Raw genomic sequence first — 15,707 nt, 5'->3', positions numbered from 1 at the left:
GTTTATCCCTTTTCATCTACGATCAGACCAACCTGTCTGCAAAGATTATAAACAAGGTCTATGAACTTCTCTGGCGGTATCTCCCTGATGACTTCATCCGTTTCCGTATCAACGACCTTCACTACAATTTGACGGCTCATGTCGTGAACAGACAGCTGCAAATGAGTACCTTGCGAAGCAAGCTTTTTGTTGGTCTTCTCTATCAGTTCATTAAAGTATTTGTCTCCTAATGAGAGACTAGAATTTGATGTCATATCATTATGTCTATCCGCTTCCCCTTGTGCCTTAGCAGTAACTACATTGAAGTCATGGGATGAAGTCATGGGTTCATTTATTGGGTTAACTCGCATCCACTGCAACTCCCTTAATATTCATTGTAAAAAAGCCGACCGGATAATCCGGCCGGCTTCCATGAGCTGCGATAAAAATTAACGAAGCAATTGAAGCACACCTTGAGGTTGCTGATTGGCTTGAGCCAACATTGCAGTCGCAGCTTGTTGAAGAATATTGTTTTTCGTGAATTCGGACATTTCTTTAGCCATATCAACGTCACGAATCCGGGATTCAGCAGCTTGCAGGTTCTCGGCAGTTGTTCCGAGGTTGTTGATTGTGTGCTCCAGACGGTTTTGTACAGCACCAAGATCAGAACGGATCGCGGAAACTGTGTCGATTGCAGCTTGAACGATATCCAGGTTACCAGCAGCAGTAGCGTTGGTGCCATCAAGAGCTACGAGGTTATCCAGGCTAAGAGCAGCTCCATCAGCAGCAGCGAGTGTTAGAGTAATGGTGTCACCGTTGTTTGCACCAACTTGGAAAGTCAATGTCTCGCCAGCAACAGTACCGCTGATCAGTTCTTTCGTGTTGAATTTCGTTTGTGTAGCAATAGAGTCGATTTGCTCACTCAGCTGAGAAATTTCAGCGTCAATCTTTTGAGCGTCTGTATCTGTCAACACTTCGTTCGCTGCTTGCGTGTACAGCTCGGCCATACGTTGAAGCATTGCGTGAGTTTCGTTCAATGCACCTTCAGCGGTCTGAATCAGGGAAATGCCATCCAATGCGTTACGGTTGGCTTGCTCCAGACCACGAATTTGGTTACGCATTTTCTCGGAAATCGCCAAGCCAGCAGCATCGTCAGCGGCACGGTTGATACGGTAACCGGAAGACAATTTCTCAAGGGATTTGCCTTGTTGAGTGTTGTTGAAAGTCAGTTGACGCTGTGTGTTGTAAGAGCTGATATTGTGGTTAATACGCATGATAAAATTCCTCCTTGGAATATGTTAGTGATGAGCATCCTTGCTTCACCCTTAGTGATCGGGACTATGGCATTCGGCCGTCCATACCATGTCGCGCGATCCTTAATATATTTATCGGTCGAGTTACCTTAATGTTTATAGCTCTATATGATTTTTTTATATTTTTTTATTGTTTTTCTTGGCGACAATTTCGTGAAGGATATCTTCAACATTATCATTGAAATCAACGGCATTTTGGTTCTGCAGTTTGATGGCTTCGTATATCTCTTCTCGGTAAATCGATATATTTGAAGGTGCTTCAATGCCAATCCTGACCTGATCCCCATTAATATCAATAACGGTAAGAACAATATTGTCATTGATCATTATTTTTTGACCTTTATTTCGAGACAGGATTAACATCGGCATCAGCTCCCTTCTTCCCTCCAAGTAAAGGTTGCTTTGTCGGGTAACTTCCTTGCTCCAAAATGACTTGAGCTGCTACTCTTTTTGTCCGGTTAATCACAATAGGGGCTCTCAAATTACAAGTAATATCCTCAGGTGAACGCACCGTGACAATAACCATGACTTGAATGTCCTCTTCACGATGTACATCCAAAGCCTCAGTCCAATGTTTATCAAGCTGAAATTCATAGTCCTTAAAGAAGACAAACGGATCTGTTACGATAAATGTCAAATTCTCATCCTCGATTGCTTGCAAAAATTCAAAGGGTTGGCGATCCTCTCCAGTTGAAACAAAGGCATACTTCTTTAAAGTCTCAAAGCCTAATACCGGTCCAATAAATGTTATAACCTGATCCTCGTTAATTTCTATGAGCCCAAATCTTCTCGTGTTGACCATCATGACATCCTTCCTCCTTAATTAAAAAACAATAGCTATAATGCATTAAAATCATTATAGCTATTGTATATCTGCCATCAGACAACCGCATCCAATTGTTTGCCCGCGGCAGACATAAATATAAAATTTTTCTGGATTAAATACGGATTCACTTTACCGGGGTAATAGTCAATGACGGGTTTATAGGTTTCTGGATTGAACGTAACGCCACCAAGACGATAAGTGATATGTGCTTGTCCAGGGATAAATGTAATATCTACATTGTCATATCCCGGCTCTCCCGATAATTCAACCCTAGGTCGATCCTTAAACACATTGTCTCTAGCAATCTCAGCAAAGACATTTCCACCTTCTTGAAAAGCCATCATTCTATCTCCATTACGGGCAATCTCAGCAATGTTATGCATGGAAATTTGAAGGGAGGATTGAGCAATCCGATCAGTCATCTCTTCAAATCTCGGCTTACCGAGTGCAGACCAGGCTTTTCTTGAATCGATCTCGAGTCCGGGCATCGTCTGCTCCATTTCTAGGACACCGCGATGCTGTTTCATATTGAGCGAAGGACGGGGCTGTTCTATGCTATGCCGCCCCTTCGTTGTTTCAATACCCAACCGAGAAAATCCCTGCTGAATTTGAATGCGGGGGATATTCATAAGTAACTCCCCCTTATCTTAGAAAATCCACTAAACTAGGCCTGATAATCCGGGCCATGGTATCGAGTGAAGCCTGATAGATGCTTTCCGCAGTTTTAAGCTCAATAATCACTTTAGAGATATCCGCGTCCTCTACTTTGGACTGAAGGTCCATATAGTTTATATTGAGATCGCCGAGTCGACTAAGTGTAAATTCCAGGCGATTTTGCCTTCCGCCAATTTCTGCCTGCGCTATAATTGTAGTCTCCAGGTTCTTCTGAAGGGCAGGTATAGCGGCTGAAATGCCTGCAGTATCATCGGCAAGTAATGCCTGCCTAAAATTATCCACGACCACAAAGATCCCTGACGGATCTCCAAAAGCCCCGAAAACTTCCTCTCCAAGCGTATTCACAGGGAACGTAATGCCAGCCCCTACCTGGTACATAACAACTCCTTTGTCCAGATCATAAGGAGTTTGAGTAGGGTCATCCGGAAACGGTCGTTGATCCGTTCGCTCCCCATTGAAAATATACTTCCCTTTAAATTGAGCATTACCAAGGGAAACCAACTGATTATATAATTGCTCCACTTCAGCTGCAATATTAACTCGAGCATCAGCAGGGGTCGTCTCCGTCGAGCCTTGGACCGCCAATTCAGCCAAGCGTTGGATAATCTGAGTCGTCTCTGTCAGCACCGTGTCCCCATACTTGAGCCAAGAATCCGCATCTTCTGCGTTTTGTTCAAATTGCGTTGTGGCCGTAATCTGACTCCGGTATTGCAGCGCACCTGCAACTCCGACCGGATCGTCGGAAGGACGATTGATACGGCGTTGGGTCATCATCTGCTCCTGATATTTGTCAAGCCGCTTGTAATTGCCCTGCAGACCGCCCATCATGTTACTAGTCATCATAGATTGCGTAATTCGCATCATTCATTCCTCCTATCTGCCGACGATGCCGGTGCTGTTGATCAGTTTATCCAGCATCTCATCGATTGTAGTAACCACCCGCGCAGACGCAGTATATGCATGCTGGAAGCGAATAAGATCCGACATTTCTTCATCTAGAGACACGCTGCTGATCGACATCCGAAGCGTGTCCGCATGCTGTACGAGCAGATCGCCATTTTCCGTCATATTCCGGGCGTTCACGCTGTCCGATCCTAATTTAGAGACAATCGACTGCAAATAACCCTCGAAATTTGAAATATTGGTCAAAGCGCCGTTGTTATTATTCGGATTAAAGCTGAACGAGAGCTCGGACAAGCCGGCAATCAGCAGAGCCATTCCGCCATTTCCTTTCAGAACAACTTCCGACGTCGTTCCATCCGGATTGGTCTTCATCTCTGTTCGCAACGAAGCGGCAATGTTCTTCAAGTCCCCCTGGATCGTAGAACTTAACCTAATGTTTCCCGCGGTAATCGGTGTTCCATCCGCCGATACAAAGAAGTCCCCTCCAGCGGTTGCAGGCTCGCTTAATGTATAACCCAGCTTGTGCAGTCCGTTAAGGCCATCTACCGTATACGGCGTATTCTGAGCCAACATACGCGGATTGTTCGCATCCATGACAGCGTTCGGAATCGTAACTCCTGGAGGCAATATCGTACCCGCCGGAAGGGTTACCTCCACTCTTCCTGTTGCAAGCGTATTTGCCATGATGTTGAGTTGGTTAATGTAAGTCTCCACGTGTACATCGCGAGAGGTTACATAGCCCGCAATCTCGCCGCCTGTCAACGTAGCTGCGATCGCTGCAGTAACTGGAGTGGATGCCATATCATCAATAACAAGCTGACCTCCAAACGTAACCTGATAGATATCATCGGTTTCGGTTACGACCACATTGCCCAAGGCCGATAGCTGGTCAACAAGCAAGTCCCGCTTGTCCCGCAAGTCATTGGCGTTATCGCCAAGGCCCTCGATACGTTTAATGCTTTGGGTCAACTCTGAAATCTGGTCGATGTAATTGTTCGCTTCCATGATCTTGGTGTCGATCCGAGCCGTCAGGTTGTTGCGCAGCGTATCAAGCTGGGAGTAAATATGATTAAATGTTTCTGTCAAAGCAATAGCCTTCTGCTGGACAGCCATGCGCGCTGATAAATCGGTATCGCTCGGATTTTTGCTGAGCGTTTGCCACGCCGTCCAGAACTCTGCAATGCTCTGGCTTATGCTGCTTTCCGATGGTTCGTTAAAAATCCCTTCAATATTACGCAGTGTCTCCTGCTGTACGACCCAGGTAGCTAAATTCGTATTCTGGTTGCGATATTCAATATCGAGCAGATAGTCGCGTACACGCGTGATACTCTCCGCCTCAACGCCCATACCGAGCTGGCCTGCCGCCTCCGAGCGCTGCATTCCTGGAAAGGCAATGGGATTGGAAGCAACAAGGCGGGTGGTCTGCCGGGAATAACCCGGTGTGTTGGCATTGGTTACGTTGTGGCCGGACGTATTAATGGCTGCCTGCTGTGCAATCAAGCCCCGTTTTCCGACTTCAAGCAAATGAAATGTAGATCTCATCGTATACGTTCCTTTCTTCTTATGCCCTGGTATCAAACATGCTATGGCCCTTGCCTGTCGTGTTCGGCTGGTTAGGATGTCGGTAAAGCATGTCATCATCGGGGTTGCTAACCAGCAAGTTCAAGCTGTAATCAATAAAGTCCAAGGACTGCTCAATCAAATCCCGATTGCTGTTGTTCAATTCCTTCAGTTCCAAGAGCCGATCCGTCAATTCACGCTGCACGGCCAGCAGCTCATCCTTCTCTTCCGGGTTAAATACAAGTCGAGTCAATTCAGTAACCGTCAGCTGAAGCTGGGAGCGGATGCCCTTTTCACGTAAAAAGTTATCAGCGGCGCCTTGTCGCAGCGCTTCCGTTTCCGCCACCTGCTTCAGCAGGCGGTTCTCCCTGGTTATGACTGCTGTCAGACGTTCCACATCATTCACCATGATGGCTTGTCTCTTGTCTTTCCCCGCTTCGATCAGCTGCTCGTGCAGCTCAATCTGCCGTCTCATACAATCGATAATGGACCTAACGCTCACTTGGATTCACCCGATTTGTTATAGGATTGAAAATAAGGAAGCAATTTATCTGCCAGTCGTTCGGCAGGCACCTGGTACGTCCCGCTCTCCACTTCCTCCTTCAAACGTTGAACCTTCTCAGCGCGTTCCGGATCCTGAACCTTGCTCTGTGCATTCAGTTCCATTGCCTTCATGGAGATGGACACTTCATCCTTCCGGCGCTGCTTCTTATCGATATGCTGTGCTTCTCTCGATTCTATATTCCGCTGATACGAATTGATGCCGTTCAGGCGTCCCGATTCGTTGATCTTCATTCTCAAATCACCTCGCTTAAATTAAAGGACCGATAAGCTTTACTAAGTTTATCGGTCCGGATTGAAACATAGTTAATAGTTCAAAAGTTAGTTTTTCCGCAGTTTATCAATGGCTCGATAAGTCTCCTTCTCCTTGCCGGACCCGGACTTTCGATCCTCGTTCTCATTCTCCGCCGCTTGCCTAAGCTCCCGTGTCAACCGTGATCTGCAGGAGTCGCACATGTTGCTCTCACGGATCAGCGTTCCGCACACTTCGCAAGGATACGCCATGTTCGGCGCATTCGCTATCGATATTCGGCCTTCTTTAATAAACTTCGTAATCTGCCGGACAGAAACCTCCGTGGCTTCCGATACCTCATGGATCGTGGCACCCTTCTGTTCTCTTAAATAGGTCGCGCATTTCTCATATTCTTTCTCAATTTCTTTCAAGCAATCCTGACACATATCACGAAAATTCAAGGCATATAATTTGCCGCAACGAGGGCAATTTCCAAGATTCATGCTCAACGACCTCCGCTTACGTATGAAACCTTTAATACTCCTAGATTACATGATATTGCCTGCCACGTCTATTGGCTTGCGCGGCAAATTCATAGAATTTCTCTTCGCTTCATCCGTGCCCTAGGATCGTGCCCAGCTCAAGCAGTAGACCTCAATCGGCATTTCCAGTTCCGTTTCATAGGACTGCAGCACATGAGCACAGGCATCCGCCGTACTGCCCGTCGTATAAATATCATCAATCAGCAAAATTCGTAACGGGGCCCTTCGCTTCCCCCTTGCCCGTTCCGCAATTTGAGACAATCTCATACAAGCATTCGGATCCCTGTCAAACGCGCTCCCCATATCCTTCAATCGCGCCATGCGGTTCTTGAAGCTCTGTTTATCGGTGTGCCGTACGCGTCGGAGAAGGCCAACATATGGCAGTTTCACCTTGTCTGCCAGCAGCTGTGCCAGCACTTCGGCTTGATTAAACCCCCGCTCCTGAAGCCTCGCCTCGCTGACAGGGACGGACGTAACCGCATGGATCAGCCTATTCGCCGAATGAAAGCCGGAAGTCTCCGAATTGCCTAATACCACGCGCAAGTCCTGCTCTAATTGAACATACGGACGAACGATCATCTCTCCTAGCAGCTCCGCGTAGCGTTCATTTCCCCGGTACTTATATTGGGCCAGCCACTCCCGCATCGGCCCGTTATACATAACGGCACTTCGATTCAGGACAAAGGCCCTTTCATCTGCCCCTGGCCGGCTGCAATCGGGACAACCGATGGCCCTTCCGCATTGGAAACAGCGAATGCTCGTGATCCAAGGTATCATTCTGAAACAAGCCGGACATATACCCGGCAGTTCACGAGTCAGCCGGGTGCGCCTGCCGCAGGTCAAGCAGCTTGGATCGGATGGCCCCAACAACTCTTGCACTCGATTTAATAATTGGCCTAAACCATGCCCAAACATATGGACAGCCCCCCGTTATGTACTTTCAAGCACCGCATATATCTACTAAATGCCAGATGCGTAGGTGCCCGATATTCGCCTCTACTGGCTTCAAAAGTTAACTTCTTCATGAACCACCATGTCGGAGATACCCTCCCGCACTCGCAATCCGGTTCATCTGCTTGATCTGCTGCACAGCCAGACGTTGACTTCGCGTCCACTGCGAGGCTGCAAACAGCACCCTCCCGGCCGGATCATCCTTCGATCGTCCGGCACGTCCGGCCATTTGAATAAGCGCGGCCTCGTCGAACAGCTCGCTATCGGCGTCCACGATAAACACATCGCTTTTCGGTACCGTTACGCCGCGCTCAAGGATCGTCGTGGTGACCAGCACACGAATGTCGCGGTTGCGGAACGACATCACCTTCTCCGCCCGCATAGGATCCACGGAGGACGTACCGTCAACAGGTGTCCCAGGCAGCGCCTGCTGCAAAAGCCGAAGCATCGGCTCGATATGCTTAATCCGCGACACAAACAGAAAGACCTGCGCTCCCCGTCCCAGCGAGGACCTGAGCCGGTTCAACAGCGCCGACGGAAGTCGCTGCTTCTGCAGGCACTGGGCAAGCGTCATCATCTGCATCCGTTCCGGCACCGGCAGCGGATGACCATGGAACCGCGCCGGCACCTTGGCATGCGGCAGCCTTCCTGCCGCCGCCTGTCGCTGCAGCCTGGCTGGCGGCGTAGCGGACAAAAGAATGTACTTCCCTCCAGGCTTGACCGCTCCCGTTGCCGCATAATCCAGCATGGGGTTGTTGTGATACGGAAAAGCGTCAATCTCATCGATCACCACCAGATCGAACGCCCTGCGAAAACGTAGCAGCTGATGGGTCGTGGCAAGCGTAATGCGCCCCTCCTTCCACCTGTCCGGGCTCCCGCCATACAGCGTAACGACGGTCTCGCTGGGGAAAGCTTTCGCTAGTCGCGGCGCCAGCTCCAGTACGACATCTCTACGGGGAGCCGCGACCAGCACCCTGCCGTCCGCATCAAGGACGGCTTGCAGGAGCGGAAAGATCATTTCTGTCTTTCCGGCTCCTGTCACCGCCCAGATGAGAAACTGGGCGGCCCCCGCGGAGCCCGCGGCACGCGGCTCCGCCAAGAACCGCAGCGCAGCGCCAGCGGCGGCGCTCTGCGCTGCGCTCAGCCCCCACCGGCCCAGGGCCTCGGTGGGGGAACCCCCGGCCGTGCCCCGCACGGCCGGCCCTGCTGTGCCTTGCAGCAGCAGGGCACAAGCGCGGCTGCGCCCCATAGCGAGGCAGGCCTCGCAATAGGCGCAAGCCGCGGAGCCGCACGCGGCGCATGCCGTGCGGCTCTCGGCCACGCTGCCGCATCGCCGGCAGCGAAGGGCCGGTGCCCGGCGGCGGCGCAGCCAGCCGGGCACTCCGCGCGGGGCAGGCCGATCCGGCCCCAGCCCCGCTTCCAGGCGAAGCCTGCCCAGCAGGCAGCCCAGCTGGGCAGCAGGGCGCCAGTCGCCGCCGTCCCCGGCGACCTCCGCGAGCAGCCCTTCCACCTCGCCAGCCAGCAAGGCTCGGCCTACCATGCGGCGGCATAACAGCTCCGTCCGCCGCATCAGCTCGTCCAAGTCTATCCCTTGCGACTCTCGCCTCCCCTGCCGCTCCGCCGGCAACGTCCTTGCTGCCGCGAATGCCCCGTTTGTTCCCAAAGGCAGCGACGCGCTCAAGGTGTGCGAAGCGGTCCGCCGCACCTTCTGAGAGCTCTGCTCGAACTCTCCCCATAAGCTCACCTCATGGAGCAAAGCTTCCCAAGACGCTCGGTTCTCAGGTGGCTCCGTTTCTACAAAGGACATCAGCTTTCCCCGCATATACCGCCGCCATTCCGTCTCCCCCCATGCGTCCATCCCCGTCAGCGGCGTATAATGATCCCTCCATGCTACGGCCCATCCGAGGGGCATGTGTTCCGAGAGGACCACCATACGCGTTCCCTTGCCGTTATTCCTGAGCGATCCTAGCCACCACTCTATATCCACGCGCAGATCGAGCGATAAGCAGCAATTCCATTGCTCTTCGTTCCGAAGCATATACAGCGCCACCCGCATCAGGTTTCATCCTTTCCTTACTATAATTTCCTCGCTTTGAACAAAAGCTGGTCGTCTAACGAGATATGATTCAGTTCAACGCCATTGCGAGGATGCGGACGTCCACTTCCAAGTTAAGGGTGAAGAACCCGCTTGTTATTTGAAGAGCCAGGTCCTTGCCCTGCCCCTCGTCTGGCTTTCGCCTTGCCCCGTTATCCCTTTCGTTCAGGAGGACAATCGGATGCTAGAAGAGAGACATTCGATTTAAACAGGTCGAGATTCGAGAAGGTTCAAGATTTGAGCAGGTTTAAGATTTGAGATTTCAAGTATGGATAACTTTCTGACTTTTTAATGTTCTGACTTCCAGACTTCAAACCCAGGCGGACAGATTCCGACAAAATGACGATTCAGTGCTCGTTCATCCTCCACCTGATCACATTGACAGTTCAATGTTCAGTCATCCGTCACACACCTGACATTAATTATGTAATGTTCAGTCATCCGCCCCCTCCTGATCAAACGGGATAATCATGCAAGGCACAGGCAATCGGATGCAGATCGCTGCTATAGGCAGCACTCCGGCTGATTCTCGCTCTTCTTTTCCCACAAAAAAAGCACACTCCCCTGTCGATCAGACAGTCCGGAGTGTGCTTCACACCAACTTGCTGTATGCTATTCGCCGCATGCTATGAACCTGCTTCTTCATTATATCACGTCTCGCTATATCACGTCTCGCTGGCCGCCTGCATCTATCCTTGTACATATGGAATTCGAGCAGCCTCTCTTGGCAGTCTAAGATCGACATAGAATAGGAGATCATGAAGAGGATTCCGATCGGTCGCGACCAGGTTTGGGTCTTCAGCTCCCAGGCTGTGATACTCGAGTTCAATGCCGGTCAATCCTTTTAGCCTGCTGACAATTTTCATTGTATCATCATCCGATTGCTTATCAAGGACGGTGACTTTCACCCGACTCCCGCTTAACAGAGCGTACAGCGACAAAGCTCGTAAATACCATTCCACCCGATGTTCATGATTGGACGTGATCAATACGTAATGTTTGGTACGGGTCCGGCCTTGATCGTATCCGTCCCGGCTGCGTCGATGGATGATATGGACGAGCGCCACCGCAGCTCCATACACCGCGAGAATCCATAACAAATGGGCAACCATGAGACTCACCTCCTTCTGATACCACCACTATATGCCGGTTCAGATTGGACGGTGACAAAGGTGTAACCGGAGCCCACACGTCATGGTCCGGGATGGGCGGGGACACTTAACGTCTTCTACAATCGCCTCAATGAACGAACTACTGTCCAGTGAACGCCTTAGTTCGCCACGAAGAGCCGCGTAAACAAAAAGGACCGCCCCTCGGCAGCCCCTCTCCCCTATGTATGCCAGGTCCTGGATTCGGACTGGCCTGCTTATAATGTTACCCAGCCATATTTAATCGAGTTGATTACCGCCTGGGTACGATCATCAACCTCCATTTTTTGCAAAATGCTGCTGACATGGTTTTTCACTGTCTTCTCACTGATAAACAGGTATTCACCAATCATCTTGTTGCTCTTGCCTTCAGCCATCAGACGAAGCACTTCCGCTTCACGGCGGGTCAACGGGTTGTTCTCCCCGGCTACAAACTTCACACCAGCCTCACGCGAGCCGTTCTCGGACATCGCCCCAGCCTCGTTGACATACGTCATGCGGCGCAGCTGATGGATAAGCTTCCCTGTCACTTTCGGATGAATAAAGGCATAGCCTTCATGCACGGAGCGAATGGCGTTAATCAGTGACTCGGCCTCCATATCTTTCAGAAGATAGCCGTTGGCTCCCTTGCGGAGCGTCTCAAACACATAGCTTTCATCGTCATGAATCGACAAAATAATGACCTTGATCTCCGGGAACATCTCACGCAGCTTCTCCGTTGCCTGAACCCCGTTCTCCGTTGGCATATTAATATCCATCAGAACGATATCCGGCTTGACGTCGTTGCAGAACTCCAGCACCTGAATGCCGTCGCCGCATTCTCCAATGACATCAATGTCATCCTCCATGTTCAGAATGCGCTTCAAGCCCTCCCGAAATAACTGGTGATCATCGGCTAAAAGGACTTTAATAATTGATTTTTCATTCTCCATATTTTCCATCCTATTACTCCTTTCTCTTTTCTACGTTCGTCGGGATATGAATCACGATTTTCGTTCCTTGATTCTCGGCTGACTCGATCTCCATTCTCCCTTCGAGCAGCTCAACCCTCTCCCGCATGCCTATTAACCCAAAGTGCTCCTTGCTTTTCTGTTCCAGCATTCTTACGTTGAAGCCCAGGCCATTGTCCTGTACCACGATCTTGACCAGCTGCGCCTGGTAGGTAATCTCCACAAGCACATAGGTCGGGTAAGCATGCTTTGCAGCATTCGTGAGTGCTTCCTGCACCAAGCGGTAGATGGCCGCCTCCATCGCAGAAGAGAGACGATGCTCCTTGCCCCGTGTCTCAAAAATTGTGCGGATTTTCGATTTTTCTTCATAGTCGTGAACATACTTCCGCAGCGTCGGGATTAATCCCAAGTCATCTAGTGCCATAGGACGCAGATTAAAGATAACCTTTCGCATTTCCTCCAGGCTGGATCGGACCTGACCCTTCAAATCTACTATTTCGTCCTGCACCATCTTAAATTCCTGCTTTGCGAGCATTCTTTCTACAATTTCCGTCCTAAGAACCAGATTTGCCAGCAGTTGAGCAGGTCCGTCATGAATCTCCCGGGATATGCGTTTGCGTTCTTCCTCCTGGGCCAAAATAATTTTGAGCCCAATTGCCTGTCTGTTCTTGGCACTTTCAATAATTCTGGAGACCTGACCAAGCTCGCCGGATAAATACTCCAGGACGACCCCCATCTGGGACCCGATCAGTTCCGCGCGCTCGACCGTTTTTTCTACGTTGCGAACACGCTTCTGCAGTTCCTCCCGCCTAGCTTTCAAATACATCTCCTTCTCCCGGTATATCATGAGGTCCAGCTGCAGCTGCGTCGCTTTCTCATACGCCTGCTTGATGTCCTCTTCCTTATACCGGACGAAGTCCCGGCTGACCTCTGTCAGCCGGATCCGGGATTTACGGTAATTCTTCTCGAGCTGGTCCACCTTCTCGATGGTTTCGGTTGTTTCTTTTAAAGTTCGTTTCAATTCCTGGTTGAGAGACAGCAGCTCCTGTCTAGAGGCTTCTAGAATGTCAAACATTTGGTACTTGCTGTCCTCCATGACTTTGAGGGCATTTTTTATGACACGATCAATGGCATCGGCTTGATAATCCACGCACTCTACTCCATTTCTAACGTTTCATATACATATCATACCATATCATGATTCGATCGTGACGGTCTTCGTTTTCTTGTCCCATTTTACGTTCATTCCCAGCTGCTCGGAAACCAGCCTTAATGGGACTAAAGTCCTTCCACCAATAATGACAGGTGCAACAGCCGCTGAGTGGCGTTTTCCATTCATCACGTACTCCTTCTTGCCAACCGTTAAATCCAGCAGTACTGCGCCTCGAAGCACACTGACGCGCTGCGCGTCCTTGTTCCAAGAAGCCTGTCCGCCAAAGACATCGAGCACATGCCGAATCGGCACATATGTCGTTCCTCCGCGGAGTACAGGGGCTGAATCAATCGCTACTTTTGACCCATTCACCATCATTGATTTCTGGCCAATCGTCATGACGGCTTTTCCTGTTGGCAGCCCTTCATTGCTGGATAGAGACGGCATGGTAAAGCGAATATTATCAAAAGCTACCGACCCCGTCAGCGCCCGCTCATCCTGACCTTCTTCTACATTCACGACATACATGCGTTTCATCTCGGCCGGGAAAGCAATATTGTATCCTGTCAGATCAATCTGGAGCGTCTTCCAGCCGGTCCAATCAATCGCTTTGGCAAGATCGACGTACACCGTTTTGCCATTGTTATCTCTCAGCTCGGCACGCAGCCAGTTCAAGCTGTTGTCCCCTTCCACATCCAGGGTCATCGAAGTTGCCTGAGCCGGAATCGTTTTGCCGGTTGTTCCATTAAGCTGGGCATAGGCGTATACTTTCTGTCCCAGCCCGGCGGTCATATCATAAGTCAGCTTCAGCACGTTCGAGTCGGATCGGTTGCCGCTGCCCTTTTCCACTTTGGCTGTCCCGGTCACACCGGACACATTGGTTGTGAAAGCGATCGGATAATTGACTTTCTCAAAATCCTCCCATGTGCTCTCCCCTGCTGCCGAGAGAATGATCACCGTGCTAAAGCCGTCATAACGGGCGATAGCATAGCCCACCTTCGTCCCGCTGTTCACAGAGGAGACCGTCAGCTGCCCGTCCGATACGCTGCCCTTGAACCCAATGAACTCCCATTTGAGCGCGCTGCTCGGCACCTCCAGGCTCTGGCCGCTGCTTGTCACTGCCGTTACCGGTACAGACACCTTCGTGCCTGCTTTCAGCGGCGCACTGGATACGGTTGATGTAAGGGCCGTAATATCATCGGCTCCAAGCACCTTAACCTGCATTGAGGCACTTGCACTGCCGCTCACCGCTGTCAACGTAGCCGTTCCCGGCTTCACGCCCTTAATCGCTTGCCCGCTAACCGTCAGATTGCCGTTGCTCGATTTCCACGTTGGCGTGATCGATCCCGCTTCGATCGGATTATAGTAAGTATCATAGCCCTTCAGTTGATAAGAGCCTGTCTGCCCGATCAAGAGCGTATTGCTGCCGCTTACCTTCAAACCTTTCAAGGTGCCTTGCGGTGCTGTAGAGAAGACGCCCAGGGCGTTAACAATGCTGCGCTGTGTTGTGCCATACTCCGTATGGAAGGTCAATTGCGTGCTCGTCTCCGCCAAAGGACGGTTCACCATCGTCGTCGATCCGCCGCCGTCCAGATTGACACCCTTCCACACGCCAACCTTCACCATGAAGTCCTGCAGCTGTGCCAATGTCATGCCCGGGCTGTTGTCATTGCGCTCTGCCGCAACCAGATACGCGTAGCGCCCATCCTTGGAGTATCCAACGGCTGAGCGTGCACGGGAGCCCCCAAGGCTGCTCACGTCACGAGAGAAAGAGGAAGCCTTTCCGTCGTTAACCAGAATCGAATGGCCGCCAATCATCATCTGGAGGCTCAATGGGTCCAGCTTTTGCCCTGTCGTTTTGGAGACAAGTGCATAATCGGTTTTCAGCGTTTGTCCAACAGCCAGATTATTTCGAACAAAGGTAGCCGCCTGGCCATGTGTACGCAAAATATAACTGCCTTCCGGCACAGATGTTGGCAGACCGGCACGATCCGAAATTTCGACAACGACGCCATCCTTCACGAGCACTTCCGTCGGTGTCGTTGAGCTGTTCTGCGGACGCTCCACTGCTTTCCAGGCACTTGTGTAGATATATGCAGCATCCACATGGCTGTAGCTCGATCCCGTTCCTTCAGGATTGTAGGCCGTTTTGTTCATACCTGCCAGAGGGAAAGATGCTCCATTCTCGGCTGTGACGCTCCCGGAGAATGCAAATTCATCCACGATCGGCCTACCGTCCTTCGTCACGGCAAAAGCGTACATCCCTTTAAGCTCCGAAGGGGTAGACATGAGAACCCCGCTTGTCACTTGTCCCCCAATTGGCGCCCCTTCCCTGCTCGTATTAAAGAAATCTCCATTTAATGCGGCAACAGCTCCATACTCTTTTGCCATACCGCCTGTGCTTTGTCTTGTTGTAAATTGGTTCCCTTGCCCTGTCATCACATCTAGCTTCACGTGCTTGTTGCTCAGATCGACGCGGATCACATTCGCCAGTGATTTCGTACCGGTGGTGCTCGTGTATTGATACTTCATCAACACCGCACCCGAGGTAATGATCTCCTCACCCAGCTTCTGGACTGAGGATGCCGCCGCATGAGCGACCGACACGGGGGCCAATCTTTCGATGATCGGTACTCCGCTTCCCAGAACAGGAGTTATAAAAATGACACCTGCAAGCGTAATAATAGCCCATTTTTTCCCCGCATTGCGTAACGCGTTTTCCTGACCTCTCATGTTCTTGTAACTCTCCCATCTCTTGTTCAGAACCACTGCCCGAACAAATAAAGTCTATATTTAATAGACTTCGTTTTAGCGGAAAA

Annotated in this window: 16 protein-coding genes; all 16 read right to left on the bottom strand. The window is 50.7% G+C overall.

The features are described 5' to 3' along the window. Window positions 1-2 precede the first annotated feature (2 nt). The 16 genes from CHH75_RS13175 to CHH75_RS13100 all read right to left on the bottom strand — a co-directional run bounded on the left by CHH75_RS13175 (window position 3) and on the right by CHH75_RS13100 (window position 15,621). Complete coding sequence (locus CHH75_RS13175; RefSeq protein WP_095398385.1) at window positions 3-350, bottom strand: flagellar protein FlaG; 348 nt, start codon at window positions 348-350, stop codon at window positions 3-5. A gap of 78 nt (window positions 351-428) precedes the next feature. Then, window positions 429-1,253, bottom strand: coding sequence for a flagellin N-terminal helical domain-containing protein (locus CHH75_RS13170; RefSeq protein WP_095398384.1), 825 nt, complete (start codon window positions 1,251-1,253; stop codon window positions 429-431). A 156-nt stretch (window positions 1,254-1,409) separates the two neighbouring features. After that, complete coding sequence (locus tag CHH75_RS13165; RefSeq protein ID WP_342351964.1) at window positions 1,410-1,619, bottom strand: carbon storage regulator; 210 nt, start codon at window positions 1,617-1,619, stop codon at window positions 1,410-1,412. 13 nt (window positions 1,620-1,632) lie between these two features. Beyond that, window positions 1,633-2,097, bottom strand: a complete 465-nt coding sequence (fliW, locus tag CHH75_RS13160) for a flagellar assembly protein FliW (RefSeq protein WP_095398383.1) — start codon at window positions 2,095-2,097, stop codon at window positions 1,633-1,635. 74 nt (window positions 2,098-2,171) lie between these two features. After that, window positions 2,172-2,747 carry a DUF6470 family protein gene (locus CHH75_RS13155; RefSeq protein WP_095398382.1) on the bottom strand — a complete coding sequence of 192 codons (576 nt, stop codon included), beginning with the start codon at window positions 2,745-2,747 and terminating at the stop codon, window positions 2,172-2,174. A gap of 13 nt (window positions 2,748-2,760) precedes the next feature. After that, window positions 2,761-3,657 (bottom strand): flagellar hook-associated protein FlgL, encoded by an 897-nt coding sequence (gene flgL / locus CHH75_RS13150; RefSeq protein WP_230875810.1) that lies wholly within the window; start codon window positions 3,655-3,657, stop codon window positions 2,761-2,763. A gap of 9 nt (window positions 3,658-3,666) precedes the next feature. After that, the gene (gene flgK / locus CHH75_RS13145) at window positions 3,667-5,238 is read right to left on the bottom strand and encodes a flagellar hook-associated protein FlgK (protein WP_095398380.1); all 1,572 of its coding nucleotides are present in this window, start codon (window positions 5,236-5,238) and stop codon (window positions 3,667-3,669) included. A gap of 19 nt (window positions 5,239-5,257) precedes the next feature. Continuing rightward, on the bottom strand, window positions 5,258-5,758 hold the full coding sequence (locus CHH75_RS13140; RefSeq protein ID WP_095267052.1) for a flagellar protein FlgN: 501 nt from the start codon (window positions 5,756-5,758) through the stop codon (window positions 5,258-5,260). Then, window positions 5,755-6,051, bottom strand: a complete 297-nt coding sequence (gene flgM, locus CHH75_RS13135; RefSeq protein ID WP_095398379.1) for a flagellar biosynthesis anti-sigma factor FlgM — start codon at window positions 6,049-6,051, stop codon at window positions 5,755-5,757. The genes CHH75_RS13140 and flgM overlap by 4 nt, the downstream gene beginning before the upstream one ends. A gap of 87 nt (window positions 6,052-6,138) precedes the next feature. Further along, window positions 6,139-6,552 carry a TIGR03826 family flagellar region protein gene (locus tag CHH75_RS13130; RefSeq protein WP_095267055.1) on the bottom strand — a complete coding sequence of 138 codons (414 nt, stop codon included), beginning with the start codon at window positions 6,550-6,552 and terminating at the stop codon, window positions 6,139-6,141. A 120-nt stretch (window positions 6,553-6,672) separates the two neighbouring features. Beyond that, a complete protein-coding gene (locus CHH75_RS13125) occupies window positions 6,673-7,251 on the bottom strand; it encodes a ComF family protein (RefSeq protein ID WP_230875809.1) in 579 nt (192 codons plus the stop codon). Window positions 7,252-7,612: 361 nt separating this feature from the next. Beyond that, the gene (locus CHH75_RS13120; protein WP_095398377.1) at window positions 7,613-9,598 is read right to left on the bottom strand and encodes a helicase-related protein; all 1,986 of its coding nucleotides are present in this window, start codon (window positions 9,596-9,598) and stop codon (window positions 7,613-7,615) included. Between the two features lie 728 nt (window positions 9,599-10,326). Then, a complete protein-coding gene (locus CHH75_RS13115) occupies window positions 10,327-10,749 on the bottom strand; it encodes a hypothetical protein (protein ID WP_095398376.1) in 423 nt (140 codons plus the stop codon). A gap of 254 nt (window positions 10,750-11,003) precedes the next feature. Further along, window positions 11,004-11,726, bottom strand: a complete 723-nt coding sequence (locus CHH75_RS13110; protein WP_095264910.1) for a response regulator — start codon at window positions 11,724-11,726, stop codon at window positions 11,004-11,006. Between the two features lie 4 nt (window positions 11,727-11,730). After that, window positions 11,731-12,885: a sensor histidine kinase gene (locus CHH75_RS13105; protein ID WP_095264911.1), complete on the bottom strand. Its 1,155-nt coding sequence runs from the start codon at window positions 12,883-12,885 to the stop codon at window positions 11,731-11,733. A 45-nt stretch (window positions 12,886-12,930) separates the two neighbouring features. Beyond that, window positions 12,931-15,621, bottom strand: coding sequence for a stalk domain-containing protein (locus tag CHH75_RS13100; RefSeq protein ID WP_095398375.1), 2,691 nt, complete (start codon window positions 15,619-15,621; stop codon window positions 12,931-12,933). Window positions 15,622-15,707: the final 86 nt, after the last annotated feature.

Origin of the sequence: Paenibacillus sp. 7541 (assembly GCF_002276395.1) — a bacterium.
Taxonomy (GTDB): Bacteria; Bacillota; Bacilli; order Paenibacillales; family Paenibacillaceae; genus Paenibacillus_AQ; species Paenibacillus_AQ campinasensis.
Note: the sequence above shows the minus strand (reverse complement) of the source record. Positions and strands in the feature narration are given on the sequence as shown.

Coding starts and splice junctions, on each gene's coding strand:
- CHH75_RS13175 (WP_095398385.1), bottom strand. CDS start 350: ATGCGAGTTAACCCAATAAATGAACCCATGACTTCATCCCATGACTTC.
- CHH75_RS13170 (WP_095398384.1), bottom strand. CDS start 1,253: ATGCGTATTAACCACAATATCAGCTCTTACAACACACAGCGTCAACTG.
- CHH75_RS13165 (WP_342351964.1), bottom strand. CDS start 1,619: ATGATCAATGACAATATTGTTCTTACCGTTATTGATATTAATGGGGAT.
- fliW (WP_095398383.1), bottom strand. CDS start 2,097: ATGATGGTCAACACGAGAAGATTTGGGCTCATAGAAATTAACGAGGAT.
- CHH75_RS13155 (WP_095398382.1), bottom strand. CDS start 2,747: ATGAATATCCCCCGCATTCAAATTCAGCAGGGATTTTCTCGGTTGGGT.
- flgL (WP_230875810.1), bottom strand. CDS start 3,657: ATGATGCGAATTACGCAATCTATGATGACTAGTAACATGATGGGCGGT.
- flgK (WP_095398380.1), bottom strand. CDS start 5,238: ATGAGATCTACATTTCATTTGCTTGAAGTCGGAAAACGGGGCTTGATT.
- flgM (WP_095398379.1), bottom strand. CDS start 6,051: ATGAAGATCAACGAATCGGGACGCCTGAACGGCATCAATTCGTATCAG.
- CHH75_RS13130 (WP_095267055.1), bottom strand. CDS start 6,552: ATGAATCTTGGAAATTGCCCTCGTTGCGGCAAATTATATGCCTTGAAT.
- CHH75_RS13125 (WP_230875809.1), bottom strand. CDS start 7,251: ATGTATAACGGGCCGATGCGGGAGTGGCTGGCCCAATATAAGTACCGG.
- CHH75_RS13120 (WP_095398377.1), bottom strand. CDS start 9,598: ATGCGGGTGGCGCTGTATATGCTTCGGAACGAAGAGCAATGGAATTGC.
- CHH75_RS13115 (WP_095398376.1), bottom strand. CDS start 10,749: ATGGTTGCCCATTTGTTATGGATTCTCGCGGTGTATGGAGCTGCGGTG.
- CHH75_RS13110 (WP_095264910.1), bottom strand. CDS start 11,726: ATGGAAAATATGGAGAATGAAAAATCAATTATTAAAGTCCTTTTAGCC.
- CHH75_RS13100 (WP_095398375.1), bottom strand. CDS start 15,621: ATGAGAGGTCAGGAAAACGCGTTACGCAATGCGGGGAAAAAATGGGCT.